This is a genomic window from Pseudarthrobacter sp. Y6, assembly GCF_050156205.1.
In the GTDB taxonomy this organism is placed as follows: domain Bacteria; phylum Actinomycetota; class Actinomycetes; order Actinomycetales; family Micrococcaceae; genus Arthrobacter.
Map to the genome: position 1 here is coordinate 2822770 of NZ_CP189574.1, position 15020 is coordinate 2837789.

13 protein-coding genes and 1 tRNA gene are annotated in these 15020 nt (G+C 65.5%); 3 read left to right on the forward strand and 11 right to left on the reverse strand.

Going from position 1 to position 15020, the window contains the following annotated elements; all coding sequences use genetic code 11:
• Nucleotides 1–2 precede the first annotated feature (2 nt).
• A complete protein-coding gene (locus tag ACQCSW_RS13575; RefSeq protein WP_426986658.1) occupies nt 3–872 on the forward strand; it encodes an Fpg/Nei family DNA glycosylase in 870 nt (289 codons plus the stop codon).
• Nucleotides 873–949: 77 nt separating this feature from the next.
• On the opposite strand, the gene ACQCSW_RS13580 is transcribed toward ACQCSW_RS13575, so the two are convergent.
• The 10 genes from ACQCSW_RS13580 to ACQCSW_RS13625 all read right to left on the reverse strand — a co-directional run bounded on the left by ACQCSW_RS13580 (nt 950) and on the right by ACQCSW_RS13625 (nt 10586).
• Nucleotides 950–1026: transfer RNA gene (locus ACQCSW_RS13580), tRNA-Pro, on the reverse strand.
• A 147-nt stretch (nt 1027–1173) separates the two neighbouring features.
• Nucleotides 1174–2724 (reverse strand): ribosome biogenesis GTPase Der, encoded by a 1551-nt coding sequence (der, locus tag ACQCSW_RS13585; RefSeq protein ID WP_426986660.1) that lies wholly within the window; start codon nt 2722–2724, stop codon nt 1174–1176.
• A gap of 10 nt (nt 2725–2734) precedes the next feature.
• Nucleotides 2735–3415: a lysophospholipid acyltransferase family protein gene (locus ACQCSW_RS13590; RefSeq protein ID WP_426990699.1), complete on the reverse strand. Its 681-nt coding sequence runs from the start codon at nt 3413–3415 to the stop codon at nt 2735–2737.
• A 31-nt stretch (nt 3416–3446) separates the two neighbouring features.
• A complete protein-coding gene (gene cmk, locus ACQCSW_RS13595; protein WP_426986662.1) occupies nt 3447–4160 on the reverse strand; it encodes a (d)CMP kinase in 714 nt (237 codons plus the stop codon).
• Nucleotides 4161–5270, reverse strand: coding sequence for a prephenate dehydrogenase (locus ACQCSW_RS13600; RefSeq protein WP_426986664.1), 1110 nt, complete (start codon nt 5268–5270; stop codon nt 4161–4163). It lies immediately after the preceding gene.
• A 3-nt stretch (nt 5271–5273) separates the two neighbouring features.
• Nucleotides 5274–6518: a pseudouridine synthase gene (locus tag ACQCSW_RS13605; protein WP_426986666.1), complete on the reverse strand. Its 1245-nt coding sequence runs from the start codon at nt 6516–6518 to the stop codon at nt 5274–5276.
• Nucleotides 6519–6628: 110 nt separating this feature from the next.
• Nucleotides 6629–7252: an SMC-Scp complex subunit ScpB gene (scpB, locus tag ACQCSW_RS13610; RefSeq protein ID WP_426990700.1), complete on the reverse strand. Its 624-nt coding sequence runs from the start codon at nt 7250–7252 to the stop codon at nt 6629–6631.
• Nucleotides 7253–7287: 35 nt separating this feature from the next.
• Complete coding sequence (locus ACQCSW_RS13615; RefSeq protein ID WP_426986668.1) at nt 7288–8100, reverse strand: segregation and condensation protein A; 813 nt, start codon at nt 8098–8100, stop codon at nt 7288–7290.
• 7 nt (nt 8101–8107) lie between these two features.
• Nucleotides 8108–9007 carry a ParA family protein gene (locus tag ACQCSW_RS13620; protein WP_056342349.1) on the reverse strand — a complete coding sequence of 300 codons (900 nt, stop codon included), beginning with the start codon at nt 9005–9007 and terminating at the stop codon, nt 8108–8110.
• A gap of 232 nt (nt 9008–9239) precedes the next feature.
• Nucleotides 9240–10586, reverse strand: coding sequence for a cation:dicarboxylate symporter family transporter (locus tag ACQCSW_RS13625; protein WP_426986670.1), 1347 nt, complete (start codon nt 10584–10586; stop codon nt 9240–9242).
• A 141-nt stretch (nt 10587–10727) separates the two neighbouring features.
• Here ACQCSW_RS13625 and ACQCSW_RS13630 point away from each other — a divergent pair, with 141 nt between their 5' ends.
• Together ACQCSW_RS13630 and ACQCSW_RS13635 are read left to right on the forward strand one after the other, a co-directional pair.
• Nucleotides 10728–12368 (forward strand): sensor histidine kinase, encoded by a 1641-nt coding sequence (locus ACQCSW_RS13630; RefSeq protein ID WP_426986673.1) that lies wholly within the window; start codon nt 10728–10730, stop codon nt 12366–12368.
• Nucleotides 12365–13078: a response regulator gene (locus ACQCSW_RS13635; RefSeq protein WP_426986675.1), complete on the forward strand. Its 714-nt coding sequence runs from the start codon at nt 12365–12367 to the stop codon at nt 13076–13078. Before ACQCSW_RS13630 ends, ACQCSW_RS13635 begins: the two co-directional genes overlap by 4 nt.
• Here the strand turns inward: ACQCSW_RS13635 and ACQCSW_RS13640 are convergent.
• Entirely contained in the window at nt 13075–14994 is a 1920-nt protein-coding gene (locus ACQCSW_RS13640; protein ID WP_426990701.1) for an acetate--CoA ligase, read from the reverse strand. The genes ACQCSW_RS13635 and ACQCSW_RS13640 overlap by 4 nt on opposite strands.
• Nucleotides 14995–15020 lie beyond the last annotated feature (26 nt).

Genomic DNA, 15020 nt, shown 5'->3' on the forward strand with positions numbered 1-15020 from the left:
CCATGCCGGAGCTACCCGAGGTTGCAGGCCTGACCGGTTTCCTGGACGAGCACCTGCGCGGATCGGTGGTGCGGAAGATCCAGATCGTTTCCTTTGCGGTGCTGAAGACAGCGGATCCGCCCTTCACGGCATTGCAGGGCTGCATGGTCGCCGGCGTGCGGCGGTTTGGAAAGTTTGTCAGCATTGACACCAACGGACCGTCGTTTGTCTTCCACCTCGCCCGGGCGGGATGGGTCCGTTTCACGGACTCCCCCACCGGCACCCAGCTGCGGATGGGAAAGGGCCACATCGCCGCCCGGCTGGCGTTCACCGGGCCGGACGGTGCCCATGGCATGGATCTCACCGAGGCGGGGACCAAAAAGAGCCTTGCCGTCTACGTGGTGCGCGACCCCCAGGATGTGCCGGGCGTCGCGGCACTCGGGCCGGACCCGTTCAGCCCAGCGTTCGACGCCGACATGCTGGCGGAAATTCTGGGCTCCACGTCCCAGCAGATCAAGGGCGTCCTGCGGAGCCAGAGCGTGATCGCGGGGATCGGGAACGCCTACAGCGACGAGATCCTGCATGCTGCAAGGATCTCCCCCTTCGCCATCGCCAAGTCCTTGGACCGCGAAACGGTCCTGGTGCTGTACGACGCCATCCACAGCGTGCTCGGAACTGCCCTGGCTGAAGCGGAGGGCAAGCCACCCGGCGAGCTCAAGGACGTCAAACGCAGCCACATGCGGGTCCATGCCCGCGCCGGCGAGGCGTGCCCGGTGTGCGGTGACACAGTCCGGGAAGTGTCCTTCGCCGATACCTCCCTGCAGTACTGCCCAACCTGCCAGACCAAGGGAAAAATCCTGGCGGACCGCAGGACCTCGAAGTTCCTGAAATAGGCCGGGTGACGCAACACCCGAAAGGCCGGCACAAAACAGAAGCGTCCCGGAGAAAATTCTCCGGGACGCTTCTGTTTTGGTCGGGCTGACAGGATTTGAACCTGCGACCCCTTGACCCCCAGTCAAGTGCGCTACCAAGCTGCGCTACAGCCCGTTAGTTCCGCCGTTCTCCGCTGCGTTTACTCCCGATATTAGCCAGGATTTCAACTCAGCAGTCCGGCCGAACCACCTTGAAAAGCTTACACGATACCGGAGGGTGCAAGTGACACTTTGCCGCGTGCACGCCCCCGGTGTGTCCTAATTAACGCTTCTTGCCGCGCTTTTCGCGGACGCGCATGTTGACTTCGATGGGCGTGCCCTCGAAACCGAACGTTTCGCGGAGCCTGCGGGTGATGAAGCGGCGATAGCCCGGGTCCAGGAATCCGGTGGTGAACAGCACAAACTTCGGCGGCCGGCTGGACGCCTGCGTGCCGTACAGGATGCGCGGCTGCTTTCCGCCGCGGACCGGGTGCGGGTGCGCCGCCACAAGCTCGCCGAGGAAGGCGTTGAGCTTTCCGGTGGCGACGCGCCTGTCCCAGTTCTCCAGGGCCAGGTCCAGGGCAGGAACCAGACGGTCCTTGTGCCAGCCCGTCAGCGCGGAGATGTTGACCCGGGGCGCCCAGGCCACGTGGGCCAGGTCCTGCTCGATTTCGCGCTCCAGGTAGGTGCGGCGTTCGTCGTCGAGCAGGTCCCACTTGTTGAAGGCCAGCACCAAGGCGCGGCCCGACTCGATGGCCAACTGCAGGATGCGTACGTCCTGCTCGCTGAGGACTTCGTCAACGGCGAGAAGAACGACGGCGACCTCCGCCTTTTCGAGCGCGGCCTGCGTCCGGAGGGAGGCATAGTAGTCGGCGCCCTGTGCCATGTGCTGGCGGCGGCGGATACCTGCCGTGTCCACAAAGCGCCAGGTGCGGTCGCCAAGCTCAATGAACTCATCCACCGGATCACGCGTGGTGCCGGCGGTGTTGTCCACCACTACACGCTCAGACCCTGCCAGCTTGTTCAGCAGCGATGACTTGCCCACGTTCGGGCGGCCGATCAGCGCGATGCGCCGCGGGCCGCCCGAGCGTTCCAGGCCCTCAATCGTGGAGAACTCCGGCAGGGTGTCCATCACGTGGTCCAGAAGGTCGGCCACGCCGCGTCCGTGCAGGGCGGAGACGGGGTAAGGCTCACCGAAGCCGAGGCCCCACAGACTGGCGGAGTCCGCCTCCTGGGCGAAGTCGTCCACCTTGTTGGCCACCATGATGACTGGCTTCTTGCTGCGGCGGAGCATCTTCATGACGCCCTCGTCCGTTGCGGTGGCGCCCACCGCGGAGTCGACGACGAAGAGCACGGCGTCAGCCAGTTCCACGGCCATTTCGGCCTGTTCTGCCACACGGGCGTGGATGCCGCGGGCATCGTGCTCCCAGCCGCCAGTGTCCACCACGGTGAAGTTGCGCCCGTTCCAGTGTGCCGAGTACATCACCCGGTCCCGCGTCACGCCGGGAGTATCCTCGACCACGGCTTCGCGGCGGCCCAGGATGCGGTTCACAAGAGTGGATTTGCCCACGTTGGGACGGCCGATGATGGCAAGCACGGGATCGAGCTTGACCGGACCGTCAAAGTCCTCGTCGTCGTAATCGCCGCTCAGCAGGGCGGCGTCGTCCTCATCGAGTTCGTAGTCGGCCAGGCCGGCGAGGAGCGACGCGGCACGCATCTCCGCTTCGCCGTCGTCCATGGCGGCCAGCCGCTCGGCCACCTGGTCCGTGCCGGTGGGCGTGTATTCGTCTTCGCCGGCGCCGGAGTGGCCGGAGGTTTGAGTCGTATCGCTCATTGCACTTTCCTTAGTGGTCATCTGCCGGCGTCCCGGCTACTGCTGTGAAGTTCGTGCGGAAATCCGCGTGGGGCAAAGGCTGCCCACTGTGTTGGATGGTCTCCTGGACGTGCCCCGCCAGCGCAGCGCGGATTTCCATTCCCGCCCTGTCCATTGAAGCACGGCCCGTTTCGCCGGGGTTGCGGCTGAGGGTCAGTGCGTTGCCGAAGCTGACGTGGAACCGCCGCCCCGGCCTGGGTACCGAGTCGAGGTGTTCGTTGCCCGTCCGGGTGCCGAGGATCGCCACGGGAACCACGGGGGCGCCCGAGTTCAGCGCCAGCCAGGCCACCCCGTTGTTGATGTCCGCTGCCTGGCCACTCCCCCGCGTACCTTCCGGAAGAATCCCGATGCAACGGCCGGCGTCGAGCATGTCCTTGCCCAGCAGCAGCGCAGCCCGGTCCCCGGAGCGGTCCACCGGCAGCTGACCCGAGGCCCGAAGGACCCGACCCAGCAAACCCTTGAACATCTCTTTCTTAACCAGGATGTGCATGGGACGCGGCGACGCGCCGAACATCACCGGCCCGTCCAGGAAACTGATGTGGTTCCCGGCAAAGATCACCGGCCCCCCAGTAGGCACGTTGTCCCCGCCGGTGACGGACGTCCGGTACACCGCATGGTCCAGGAGCCAGCCGACGGGCCGGCTCCATGTCATGGTCCAGCCGGAGGGAAGCCGTAGGCGGCGGTCAGTCACGGTTAAGCACCTTCGTGACGATCACGAGCGCCGCGTCCACGGTTTCGGAGAAGTCCAGATCGGATGAATCCAGGGTGACAACACCGTCGGCGGCTTGGGTGAAATTCACCACCGTGGAATCCTTGGCGTCGCGCTGGGTGACCTGGGCGGCGAGCTGCTCGGCATTCTGCGTGCCGCCCAGCTGGATGCCGCGGCGGCGAAGCCGGGCCTCCTGGCTGGCCGTCAGCAGCATGCGGACTTCAGCGCCCGGCGCCACGACGGTGGTAATGTCCCGGCCCTCCACCACTATGCGGCGGTGGTGCTTTTCAATGAGCTCACGCTGTCGGCGGATCAGTTCGGTCCGGGCACCAAGGGTGGTGGCCACCGCACTGACCGCCGACGAAATTGCCGGCTCACGGATGGCGTCCGTGACATCGGTCCCGTCCACACGGACGTAATCCTCCCGCGGTGTGGTGCTAAGTTCCAGGACCAGGTCCCGGGAAGCCTGCTCCACGGCGGCGGCGTCGCTGAGGTCGATTCCGCTGGTGACGCAGAACCAGGTCAGGGCCCGGTACATGGCGCCGGTGTCGAGGTAGGCAAGGTGCAGCCGGCGGGCCACTTCCTTGCTCACGCTGGATTTGCCGGAGCCTGACGGCCCGTCGATGGCAACCACCAAGGGCCTGCCGACGCGCAAGGCAGGAAGGGTGTCAAGAAGTTCCTGTGTCATTTACTGCAATACCCGCCATCCGCGGTCGTTAAGTGCTTCGATCAGTTGGTCATGCTTGTTCGGCAGCACGGACAGCTCCACCATGCCCACGTTCTGGCCCGAGGAATGGTCCAGCCGCAGGTCCTCCACGTTCACGCCGATCTCACCGATTTCGGTGAGGAGCTGCGCGATCTGACCCGGCCGGTCATCCACGAGGACCGTCAGCCAGGAGTATGCCTGCGGCGGGCCACCGTGCTTGCCCGGAATACGGGCCTGCCCGGCATTGCCTTCGCTGATCAGCTGGGCCAGGTCAAGCCTGGCGCCCGGCGCAAGCGGTTCCTCCAGCGTGCCGATGAGCCGGTTCAGGTCCTCGCGGACCCCGTAAAGGATCTCCACGACCTTCCCCGCGTTGCCGCCCAGGATCTGGACCCACAGCGTGGGATCGCTGGCGGCGATCCGCGTGACGTCCCGCAAGCCGTTGCCGGCGAGGGACAGCGCGTGAAGCGGCGTTCCCTGCAGACGGCTGGCCAGCAGGGAGGACATGATCTGGGGCAGGTGCGACACCAAGGCCACGGCTTCGTCGTGTTCGTCGGCAGTGAACTGGGAAACCACAGCTCCCAGGTCCATGGCGAGGGAGCGCGCAGTCTGCACGGCAGCCGCGGATGACTCCAGGCCCGGACAAACCACCCACGGCATGGACGTGAAGAGCTCGCCGCGGGCCGCAACCGGCCCGGACTTTTCGCGCCCTGCCATCGGATGGGTTCCCACATAGCGGGTGAGGTCCGCGCCGCGGCCGCCCAACTCCGCCAGGATGGCGGCTTTGACGCTGGCGATGTCAACTACCACGGAATCCGGATAGTCGGCAAGCGCACGGGCCACGACGTCGCCGGTCACGTCCGGCGGTGCTGCCACCACAACGAGCTCCGGCGCCTCGTCCCCAAGCTGGTCCAGGGGCTGGCCGGCACCGATATCGACGGCCACCGCCTGGTTAGTAGGCGACGGGTCAGACAGGAACACGGGCACACCGCGTCCACGCAGGCCCAGCCCGATGCTGGCACCGAGCAGGCCGGTGCCAATCACCACGACCGGCCCGTTGAGGTGCCCCCGCCCGTGCGAGCGAAATGCGGACATGCCTCAGAGTCCTACGGATGCCAGCAGGTGGCCGACTTCCTGCTTGCCAAGGTTGCGGATGCTGCCCTGGCGCTGGTCGCCCAGGCCAATGGGACCCACCTTGACGCGCACCAGGCGCAGGACCGGGAACCCGACGGCGTCGAACAGGCGCCGGACAATCCGGTTCTTGCCCGAGTGCAGGACTACTTCGATCAGCACGTGGCCCGGAGTGGAGTCCACCAGTTTGAAGGAGTCAACGGAGGCAAAGCCATCCTCGAGCTCCACGCCTTCCCTGAGCTGGGCGCCGATTCCCTGCGGGAACGGGCCGCGGACCTGGACGAGGTAGGTCTTGGGGACCTCGTAGGACGGGTGGGTCAGCCGGTTGGCCAGTTCGCCGTCGTTCGTCAGCAGCAACAGACCTTCGGTGGCGACGTCCAGCCGGCCCACGTGGAACAGGCGTTCGCCTTGGTGGGTCTTCCGCACGAAATCGCTGATGCAGGGACGGCCGTCGGGGTCCTCCATGGTGGACACCACGCCCTTGGGCTTGTTAAAGACCATGTACACGAGGTTTTCATCCAGCTGGATGCGCAGGCCATCGACGTGGATGACCGCTGTCTTGGGGTCCACTCGGACACCAAGTTCAGTGACCACCTGGCCGTCGACTTCTACCCGGCCTTCGGAGATCATCTCTTCGCAGACGCGGCGCGAAGCCACGCCGGCCTGGGCCATGACCTTCTGCAGGCGGGTACCGTCGGCGTCGTGCATTTCCGACTGCGGAACGGCACCGCGGGGTCCACGCTTGCGGGCGGGCTTGCGCACGGGACCCAGGTTCTGGCCAAAACGTTCGCTGCCGAAGGCGCGTGACGCCGCTGCTCCGGGCCTGCCGGTGCGTGGCTTGGGCTTGAGTGCACCCGGCGTGCCGGGGGCCTTGTTGGCGCCGGGCTTGCGGGCAGCAGGCTTGCGCGCCGATGGGCTGGCAGCCGGCTTCCAGTCGGAGGCACCGCGGCCGGCCGGTGGCGACGCCGGGGCGTCGCCGGGATCCACAAATGGCTCCTCGCGCGGCCTCGGGGCCTTGTACGGCCGGTCGCCGCCGCCGAATCCGGCGTTGCGCTTGCCGGCGCCGGCGCGGAATCCGCCGCCCGCCGCGCTGGGGCGGCCGCTGCCGCCCTGTGCAGGGTTACGGCTCGCGCCGCCCTGTGCAGAATTGCGTTCTGAACTGTTACGTCCCGAACTGTTACGTGGTGAACCCTGGCGTCCCGCCTGTGTCATGACCCGTCCTTCGTTATTTGGCCGGCTGGTTGTCCAAGAACAACCCTAGCCAGCCATGCAGAAATTATCTGCCCTTATGAATATTCGTGTGCGCACGCGGGATTCCCCGCCTACATTCTGTCGGCGTCGTAGAACTCCGCGATGCCCTCAAGCCCCGGAAGATGGGGTGAGAGCTGAGGCAGTTCCGCTACGGAGCCGATTCCCATCCGTTCCAGGAAATACGGCGTAGTCCGGTAGAGGATGGCTCCCGACTCAGGATCGTGTCCCGAATCTTCGATCAGCCCGCGCTGGGTCAATGTCCGTACGACAGAATCGACATTGACTCCTCGAATTGCAGACACCCTGGCCCTGGAGACAGGCTGGCGGTACGCGATGACGGCCAGTGTTTCCAGAGCCGCCTGCGTGAGCCTGGCCGTCTGACCCTCAAGCACAAACCGTCCGACGATCTCGGCGAAGTCTGCGCGGGAGTAGATCCGCCAGCCACCGGCGATGTTCCGCAATTCAAAACCCCGGGGGCTGGCGCTGAAACCAGCATCGCTGGCATCGTCCATGTCCGGGGCTTTAACAGTATAGCCGCTATACTCCCGCTCCAGTTCCGCCAGTAACTGCTCGACGACGGCAACCGTCAGGTTAAGCCCGGCGGCCAGTTCAGTAGCGGTGGCCGGTTGGTCCAGGACCATCAGGACTGCCTCGAGTGCTGCCTTGGCACCGCCAGGAAGATCCCGGACGTCCATGCCCGGCTTCGCCCCAGTCTCCGGAAGTTCTTGGCTCACCACAGTTCCTCGTATTCTTCGCTTAGGTTTTCTGTTGACCAGTCCGGGCCGTCTGCCGTCCAGTGCACCGTGAGATCGCCCAAGGGCGACACCTGGTCGAAGGAGACTGCCCTGTCCCGGAACATCTCCAACAATGCCAGGAACCTGGCCACCACCACGAGGGTGGAATCGGCGTCGGCGATCAACGCACGGAAGGACAGTGGCTTCCCTAACTGAAGCCGGAGCCCCAGGATCTCGGCCTGTTCCTTCACGCTGACAGCACTGCCATGCAGGTGGGCAAGGCCCACCTCGGTGGGCCGCGGCGTCTTGGGCTCCAGGGCGGACTCTGCCAGGCGGGCGAACTGGTCCGGCGTGTGCTTCCACACCAGCTCCGGCAGCATGGCGGCAAACTGCTCCTCCAAGGCAACCTGACGCGGAAACCGGCTGGCTTCCTGTTCCAAGGTTCCAGCCATCAGGGCTGCCACCTGTTTGAACGCCTTGTATTGAAGGAGCCTCGCAAAAAGGAGGTCCCGCGCTTCCAGCAGGGCGATGTCCTCATCGTCCTCGACTTCACCGGCGGGCAGGAGCCTCGCCGCCTTGAGGTCCAGGAGGGTGGCGGCGATGACCAGGAATTCACTGGCTTCATCCAGTGCCCATTCCTCGCCGAGCTTCTGGAGCTTCCTGATGTACTTGATGAACTCGTCAGTGACGGTGGCAATGGCCACCTCGGTAATATCCAGCTGGTGCTTGGCGATCAGGCCCAGCAAGAGGTCGAACGGGCCGGTGAAGTTGGCCAGCCGCACCTCAAAGCCGGGTTTGGACTCGGCCACGGCGTGGTTAGGGTGCGCCGCCGCGCGAAATCAGCTCTTTGGCCAGGCGGCGGTAGGCATCGGCGCCGATGTGGCTGCCTGCATAGCTGGTGATCGGCTCGGCCGCGACGGTGGCGTCCGCGAACTTGATGGAGCGTTTGATGACGGTCTCGAAGACTTTGTCTCCGAAGGCTTCCACCAGGCGGGTGATGACTTCGCGGCTGTGGAGCGTACGGGCGTCGTACATGGTGGCTAGGACACCATCAACCTGCAGGCCGGGGTTCAGCCTGTCCTGGACCTTGTCGATGGTTTCCACCAGCAGGGCTACCGCACGGAGTGCGAAAAACTCGCAGATCAGCGGGATGATCACGCCGTGGGCGGCAGTCAGGGCGTTGACCGTCAGCAGCCCCAGGGACGGCTGGCAGTCAATCAGGACGACGTCGTAATCGTCTTCGACTTTTTTCAGCGCCCTGTCCAGGACCTGCTCGCGGGCTACTTCATTGACCAGCTGCACTTCTGCGGCGGAGAGGTCGATGTTGGCCGGCAGCAGGTCCACGTTTTCGACGCCGGTCTGGTGGATGGCATCGCGGATGTCCACCTTGCGGTCCATGAGGACGTTGTAGACCGTCAGGTCCAGTTCGTGGGGGTTGATGCCCAGGCCCGCGGACAGCGCGCCCTGCGGGTCGAAGTCAACCAGCAGCACCCTGCGGCCGTATTCGGCAAGGGCCGCTGCCAGGTTGATGGTGGACGTGGTCTTGCCAACGCCGCCCTTTTGGTTAACCATGGCGATCACGCGCGCGGGACCGTGGGACGACAGCGGGGCGGGCTCCGGAAATTCGCGGTGGGGGCGCCCTGTGGGACCCATCACGGCGTCTTCCAGATCGAGTTCCGTGCCTTCCAGAGTTGCCGAACCCTGTTCGCTGCTCACGTATCTATCCACACTTTCGATGACGGTGATTTTCCTGCCGCTGGAGGTCCAGCGCCGATCCTGCTTCCCACCTAGGCTACAGGCCCCGACACGGCATTCGAGGGAACTTGACATTGCGTGGATTCTGAGCCTTGACCTTCTAGTAGAGGTCGAAGGTTAGGCTCCCGCACGCAGGAACCGCCCGCACAGCCAGGGCTGTGCGGGCGGTGTAGTGCCTCGTCAGGTCCGCAGGTCAAGCATGCGCCGGCTCCGCTGGACTGCCCGATGTAGTCCCCATGCGGTCGCCATGGCCGGCCACCATGGTCTGCTCATCAAAAGGCAACTGTCCGGAGAGAACGCGGTCCACCTGTTCACCGTCGATCTCCTTCACCCAGGTGCCGATCAGGACGGTGGCGACGGCGTTGCCGGTGAAGTTGGTCAGTGCGCGGGCCTCGGACATAAAGCGGTCGATGCCGACAATCATGCCCACGCCCCCCAGCAGCTGGGGCGCGTGCGCCTGGAGACCGGCAGCCAGGGTGGCCAGGCCGGCACCGGTGACGCCGGCGGCACCCTTGGAGGCAATGATCATGAAGATCAGCAGGGAAATCTGCGCTCCGAGATCCAGCGGCGTGCCCATGGCGTTGGCCACGAACAGCGAGGCCATGGTCAGGTAGATGGCCGTGCCGTCCAGGTTGAAGGAGTAGCCCGTGGGGACGGTGACACCAACAACCGGCTTGGAGACACCCAGGTGTTCCATCTTGGCGATGAGCCGCGGAAGCGCGGCTTCGGAAGAGGACGTGGAGAAGATCAACAGGTACTCGCGGGCCAGGTACTTCATTAGCTTGAAGATGTTTACTCCGGCCACCACCTGGAGGAGTCCGCCGAGGATGACCACGATGAACAGTGCGCACGTGATGTAGAACGCGACCATCAGGGTGAACATGCTCACGATCGCCTGGAAGCCAGTGGCCCCGACCACTGCCGCAATGGCGCCGAAGGCACCCACGGGGGCCAGCCACATGATCATGATGAGGATGCGGAAGACCACTGCCTGGCCGTGGCCGATTGCCCTCAGAATCGGGGTGCCCTGCGGGCCCATCTTCTGCAGTGCGAAGCCGACCAGGATCGCGGCTAGCAGCGTCGGCAGCACGGGGATGTCACCGGGGATTATCCCGAGCAGGAAGTCAACAGTGCTGTCAGTTGCAGCCTTCTTGTTAGGGTCGTACGGCGTGAGTTTCAGGCCTTCCCCCGGGTGGATGAGGTTGCCGACCACGAGGCCGATAGCCAAGGCGAAGGTGGACATGACGACGAAGTAGCCCAGGGCCAGGCCGCCGACCTTGCCCACAGTGGCGGCTTTGGCGATGGAACCGATGCCCAGGACGATGGTGCAGAAGATGATGGGGCCGATCATCATCTTGATGAGCTTGATGAAGCCGTCACCAAGGGGCTTCAGAGATTTGCCGACCTCGGGGAACAGCAGGCCGACGACGGCGCCCAGGATGACGGCAGCTATGACTGCCATGTAAAGGTAGTGGGATTTGTCCAGGCCCTTGCGCCGCGTTTTCACGGTGCCGAGCGACTCTCCTCGTTGAGAAGCCATGATGTGTCTCCTTATGGATAATCTGGTAGACGCTGCGGCGCAGTCTCTGGGCTCATCGCGTCAGTCCGGTGTGATATCCATCATTAGCTACACCGTGACATAGCTCACCGTTGCGTTCATATTGGTCATGGGAGGTGCTTGATGATCCACCGCTGGAGTATCGCCCGCAGGCTGTTCGTTGCGAATTTACTCATAGTGCTGGCCTTTACGGCGGTCGTGGGCACTGCCACCTTCATCGACGCCCGGGACCGGAGCTACGAGGAAGCCGGACGGCGGATGACCGGCGTAGCTGCCGCCGTCGCCGCCAATCCCCTGGTGCTCCAGGCCGCGGGCACAACGGATCCCACAGCGGTGCTCCAGCCCTACGCCGTGGACGTCATGGCCGGATCCGGAGCGGACTTCCTCACCATCATGGCCCCGGACCGGACGCGGTGGACGCATCCGCGGGCGGAGGAACTCGGCAAGCCGTACATCGGCTCGATAGATGCCGCGCTCCGTGGCGAGGTGTTCACCGAGGTCACCGCCGGCACACTGGGGCCGTCGGTGCGGACGATTGTTCCGGTCATGGATGCGGCGGGAAACGTCAGGGCACTGGTGGCGGCCGGCGTCACGGTGCGGACGGTGGACGTCGCACTGTCCGGCCGGTTGCCGGCGCTGCTGGCCATCAGCCTGGCCCTGCTGGTGGGCGGGTCCCTGGCCTCGTGGCTGCTGGGCCGGTACCTGCGCCGGGTGACCCGGGGATGGGGACCTGAGCAACTGGCGCAGCTTTTTGCCTACTACGAATCGGTCCTCCACTCCGTACGTGAGGGGCTGATCCTGATCGACACGAAGGGCCGGGTGGTGATGTACAACGACCAGGCCGCTGAGTTGCTGGGACTGGCGCCCCGCGATTCGGAAGACGATCCGTCGCGGCCGCCCTTCCTGACGGACCTCCCGCTGGCCCCCAGCCTCAAGGAACTCTTTGAATCCGGCCGCACCGCCCACGATGAAATCCACCTGACGGGCCCGCGGATTGTGGTGGTGAACCAGGGCCCGGCCGTCGGGCCAGACTCCCCCGGCCTCCGCCGCCCTGCGGTGTTCGGCACCGTGGCCACCATCCGCGACCGGACGGAGATCGAATCGCTGGGCAGCGAACTCGAAACAATGCGGACGCTGTCCGACGCCCTCCGCGCCCAGACCCACGAGCACGCCAACCGGCTGCACACCATGGTTTCCCTGCTGGAGCTGGGGCGGACCCGGGAGGCCCTGGAATTCGCCACCAAGGATCTCGAACTGAGCCAGCAGTTGACCGACGAGATGGTGAGCTCCTTGGACGAGCCGGTCCTCAGCGCCCTGATTATGGGGAAGGCTGCGGAAGCGAGTGAGCGTGGGGTGAAGCTGACGCTCTCCACCGAGGGGTCCGCGTCCGTTGCAGGACTGGCTGTCCAGGACCTTGTCACCATCCTGGGTAACCTCCTGGACAACGCGATCGACGCCGCCGCGGATGGCGCGGCTCCCAGGACGGTGGAAATGACCGTGGAGTCCGATGCCGAGGGGCTGGACATCACGGTGGAGGATTCCGGCTCCGGCGTGAACCCTGCCGCCGTGGAGGATATTTTCCGGCACGGCTTCAGCACTAAGGCCGCCGGTCCGTTCGGACGCGGGATTGGCCTGGCCCTCGTCCGCCAGGCCGTGCAGCGCCTGGACGGTACCATGACGATCACAGGCACGGACGGCGCACGCTTCCATGTTTTCCTGCCGGCCATGGCTGGCGGAACCGACAAAGAAGAGCAGTTCCAGTGAGCGATATCCGCGTCCTCGTGGTGGAGGACGAGCCGGTGGCGTCGGCCGCGCACGCGGCCTACGTGGGCAGGATGGCAGGATTTATGCTGGCCGGGACGGCCCCTGACGGCCAGTCCGCGCTCAGGCTGCTGGGGGAGCTCGCGGCAGCCGGCGAGCCGGTGGAACTGGTCCTGCTCGACATGAACCTGCCGGACCTGCATGGCCTGGACATCGCCCGGCGGATGCGTGCGGCGGGAATTCTGGCGGACATCATTGCCATCACCGCGGTCCGGGAAGTGGCGATTGTCCGGAGTGCCGTGGCCATCGGCGTGGTGCAGTACCTGATCAAGCCGTTCACCTTTGCCACGTTTGAGGACAAGCTGTCCAGTTACCGGCTTTTCCGGCAGCAGCTGGCCTCCCCGGAGTCCGGTGCCGGCAGGACCGGCGCATCCCAGAGCGAGGTTGACCAGGCCTTCGCAAGCCTCCGGGCGCCGTCGGAAATGCCCCTGCCCAAAGGCCTCTCGGTCTCCACTCTCGACTCAGTCCAGGCGTACCTGAAACAACATTCGGGATCTGTTTCGGCCACGGAGGTCATGGCCGCCCTTGGCATGTCCCGCGTGACCGCCAGGCGCTACCTCGAATACCTTGCCGACGCCGGCCGCGTTTCCCGGGCGCCCCGCTACGGCACGCCCGGCCGGCCAGAGAACGAATACGGCTGGAAGCGGCCCTAGCCATGTTGGGGCGGCCGGGCCCCGGCGGGGTGCGGACGCAGCACACCCACCAATTGCCCGATGACGTCCGGATCCTCAATCGTGGAGGGCACCACGTACTCTTCGCCGTCGGCTATTTGCCGCATGGTCTTGCGCAGGATCTTTCCTGACCTGGTCTTGGGGAGGGCTTCGACCACTGTGGCGTGCTTGAAGTCGGCCACCGGCCCGATGTCCTTCCTGACAAGGGCGATCAGCTCGCGGACCAGCTCGTCCTCCGCGGCGGTGACGCCTGCTTTGAGCACCACGTAGCCGCTGGGGCGCTGACCCTTGAGGGGATCCGCCACGCCGATCACGGCACATTCCGCGACGGCCGGGTGGCTGGCGATGACCTGCTCAATCGCTCCGGTGGACAGCCGGTGGCCTGCCACGTTGATGACGTCGTCGGTCCGGCCCATCACAAAGACGTAGCCGTCGGCATCCCGGTAGCCGCTGTCGCCCGTGGCGTAGCTGCCTTCGAAGGCCGCCAGGTACGAGGACACATAGCGGTCGTCGTTCTGCCACAGGGTGGTAAGGGTACCGGGAGGCAAGGGAAGCCCCAGGACGATGTTGCCCTCCTCCCCCTGCTGCACTGCCGCCCCGGAGCCGTCGACAATCTTCAGTTCGAAGCCGGGCATGGGCACGGTAGGCGAACCGGGCTTGAAGGGAAGGTCCTCCAGCCCGCGCGGGTTGGCGCAGATGGCCCAGCCGGTTTCGGTCTGCCACCAGTGGTCCACCACCGGAACACCGAGGACCTCACCCGCCCAGCGGTAGGTGTCCGTGTCCAGCCGCTCGCCGGCGGCAAACAGCGTGCGCAGGGTGGAGATGTCGTACCGGGCCAGCTCTGCCGCCTGGGGGTCGGCCTTGCGGATCGCGCGCAGTGCCGTGGGCGCGGTGAACAAGACGTTGACCTTGTGGTCCTGCACCACGCGCCAGAACGCCCCCGCATCAGGCGTACCCACGGGCTTGCCCTCGTAGAGGACCGTGGTGGCTCCGGCCAGCAACGGGCCATAAACAATGTAGGAATGGCCCACCACCCAGCCGACGTCCGACGCCGTCCACATCACGTCACCCGGACCGACGTCGTAGATGTTCTCCATGGTCCAGCTGAGCGCGACTGCATGGCCGCCGTTGTCCCGCACCACGCCCTTGGGCGTGCCGGTCGTGCCTGAGGTGTAGAGGATGTAGAGGGGGTCGGCTGCTGCGACGTCCACGGGTGCCGCCGGCACGGCAGCCGCCATGCACGTGTCCCAGTCCAGCCAGTCCGGATACTCGGAGGCTGCATGCTCAAAGCCGTCCCGGTCCCTGACAATGACGGGCGTCTGCCCGGCGCCGGCGAGTTCAAGCGCTTCGGCGACCGCCGGCAGATACTCCACCCGGCGCGAGGGCTCAATCCCGCCGGACGCCGTCACGATCGCGGACGGACCGGCATCCTTGATGCGGGCGGCCAGTTCCTTGGGCGCGAATCCGCCGAAGACCACCGAATGCACGGCTCCGAGCCGGGCCGTCGCCAGCATCGCGATGGCGGCCTCGGGAATCATGGGCATGTAGATGACCACCCTGTCCCCCTTGCGGACTCCCTGCGAGCGCAGCACACCCGCGAACCGCGCCACAAGGTCGGTCAGTTCGGCGTAACTGTAGGTGCGCTTGACCCCCAGCACCGCGGAGTCGTAGATCAGTGCATCCTGGTCCCCGCGGCCAGCCGCAACGTGGCGGTCCAAGGCGTTGTAGCTCGTATTGAGCATGCCGTCGGGAAACCAGTGGAACAGCGGGGCGGCTGATTCATCCAGCGCGGTTTCCGGCGTCCTGGACCAGGTCACGCCGTTTGCTGCATCGAGCCAGAAGGCGTCCCTCTGCTCGATGCTGCGCGAATATGTTTCCCGGTAATTTCCGCTGACCATCATGGGCTCCCGTCCACGTCACTGTG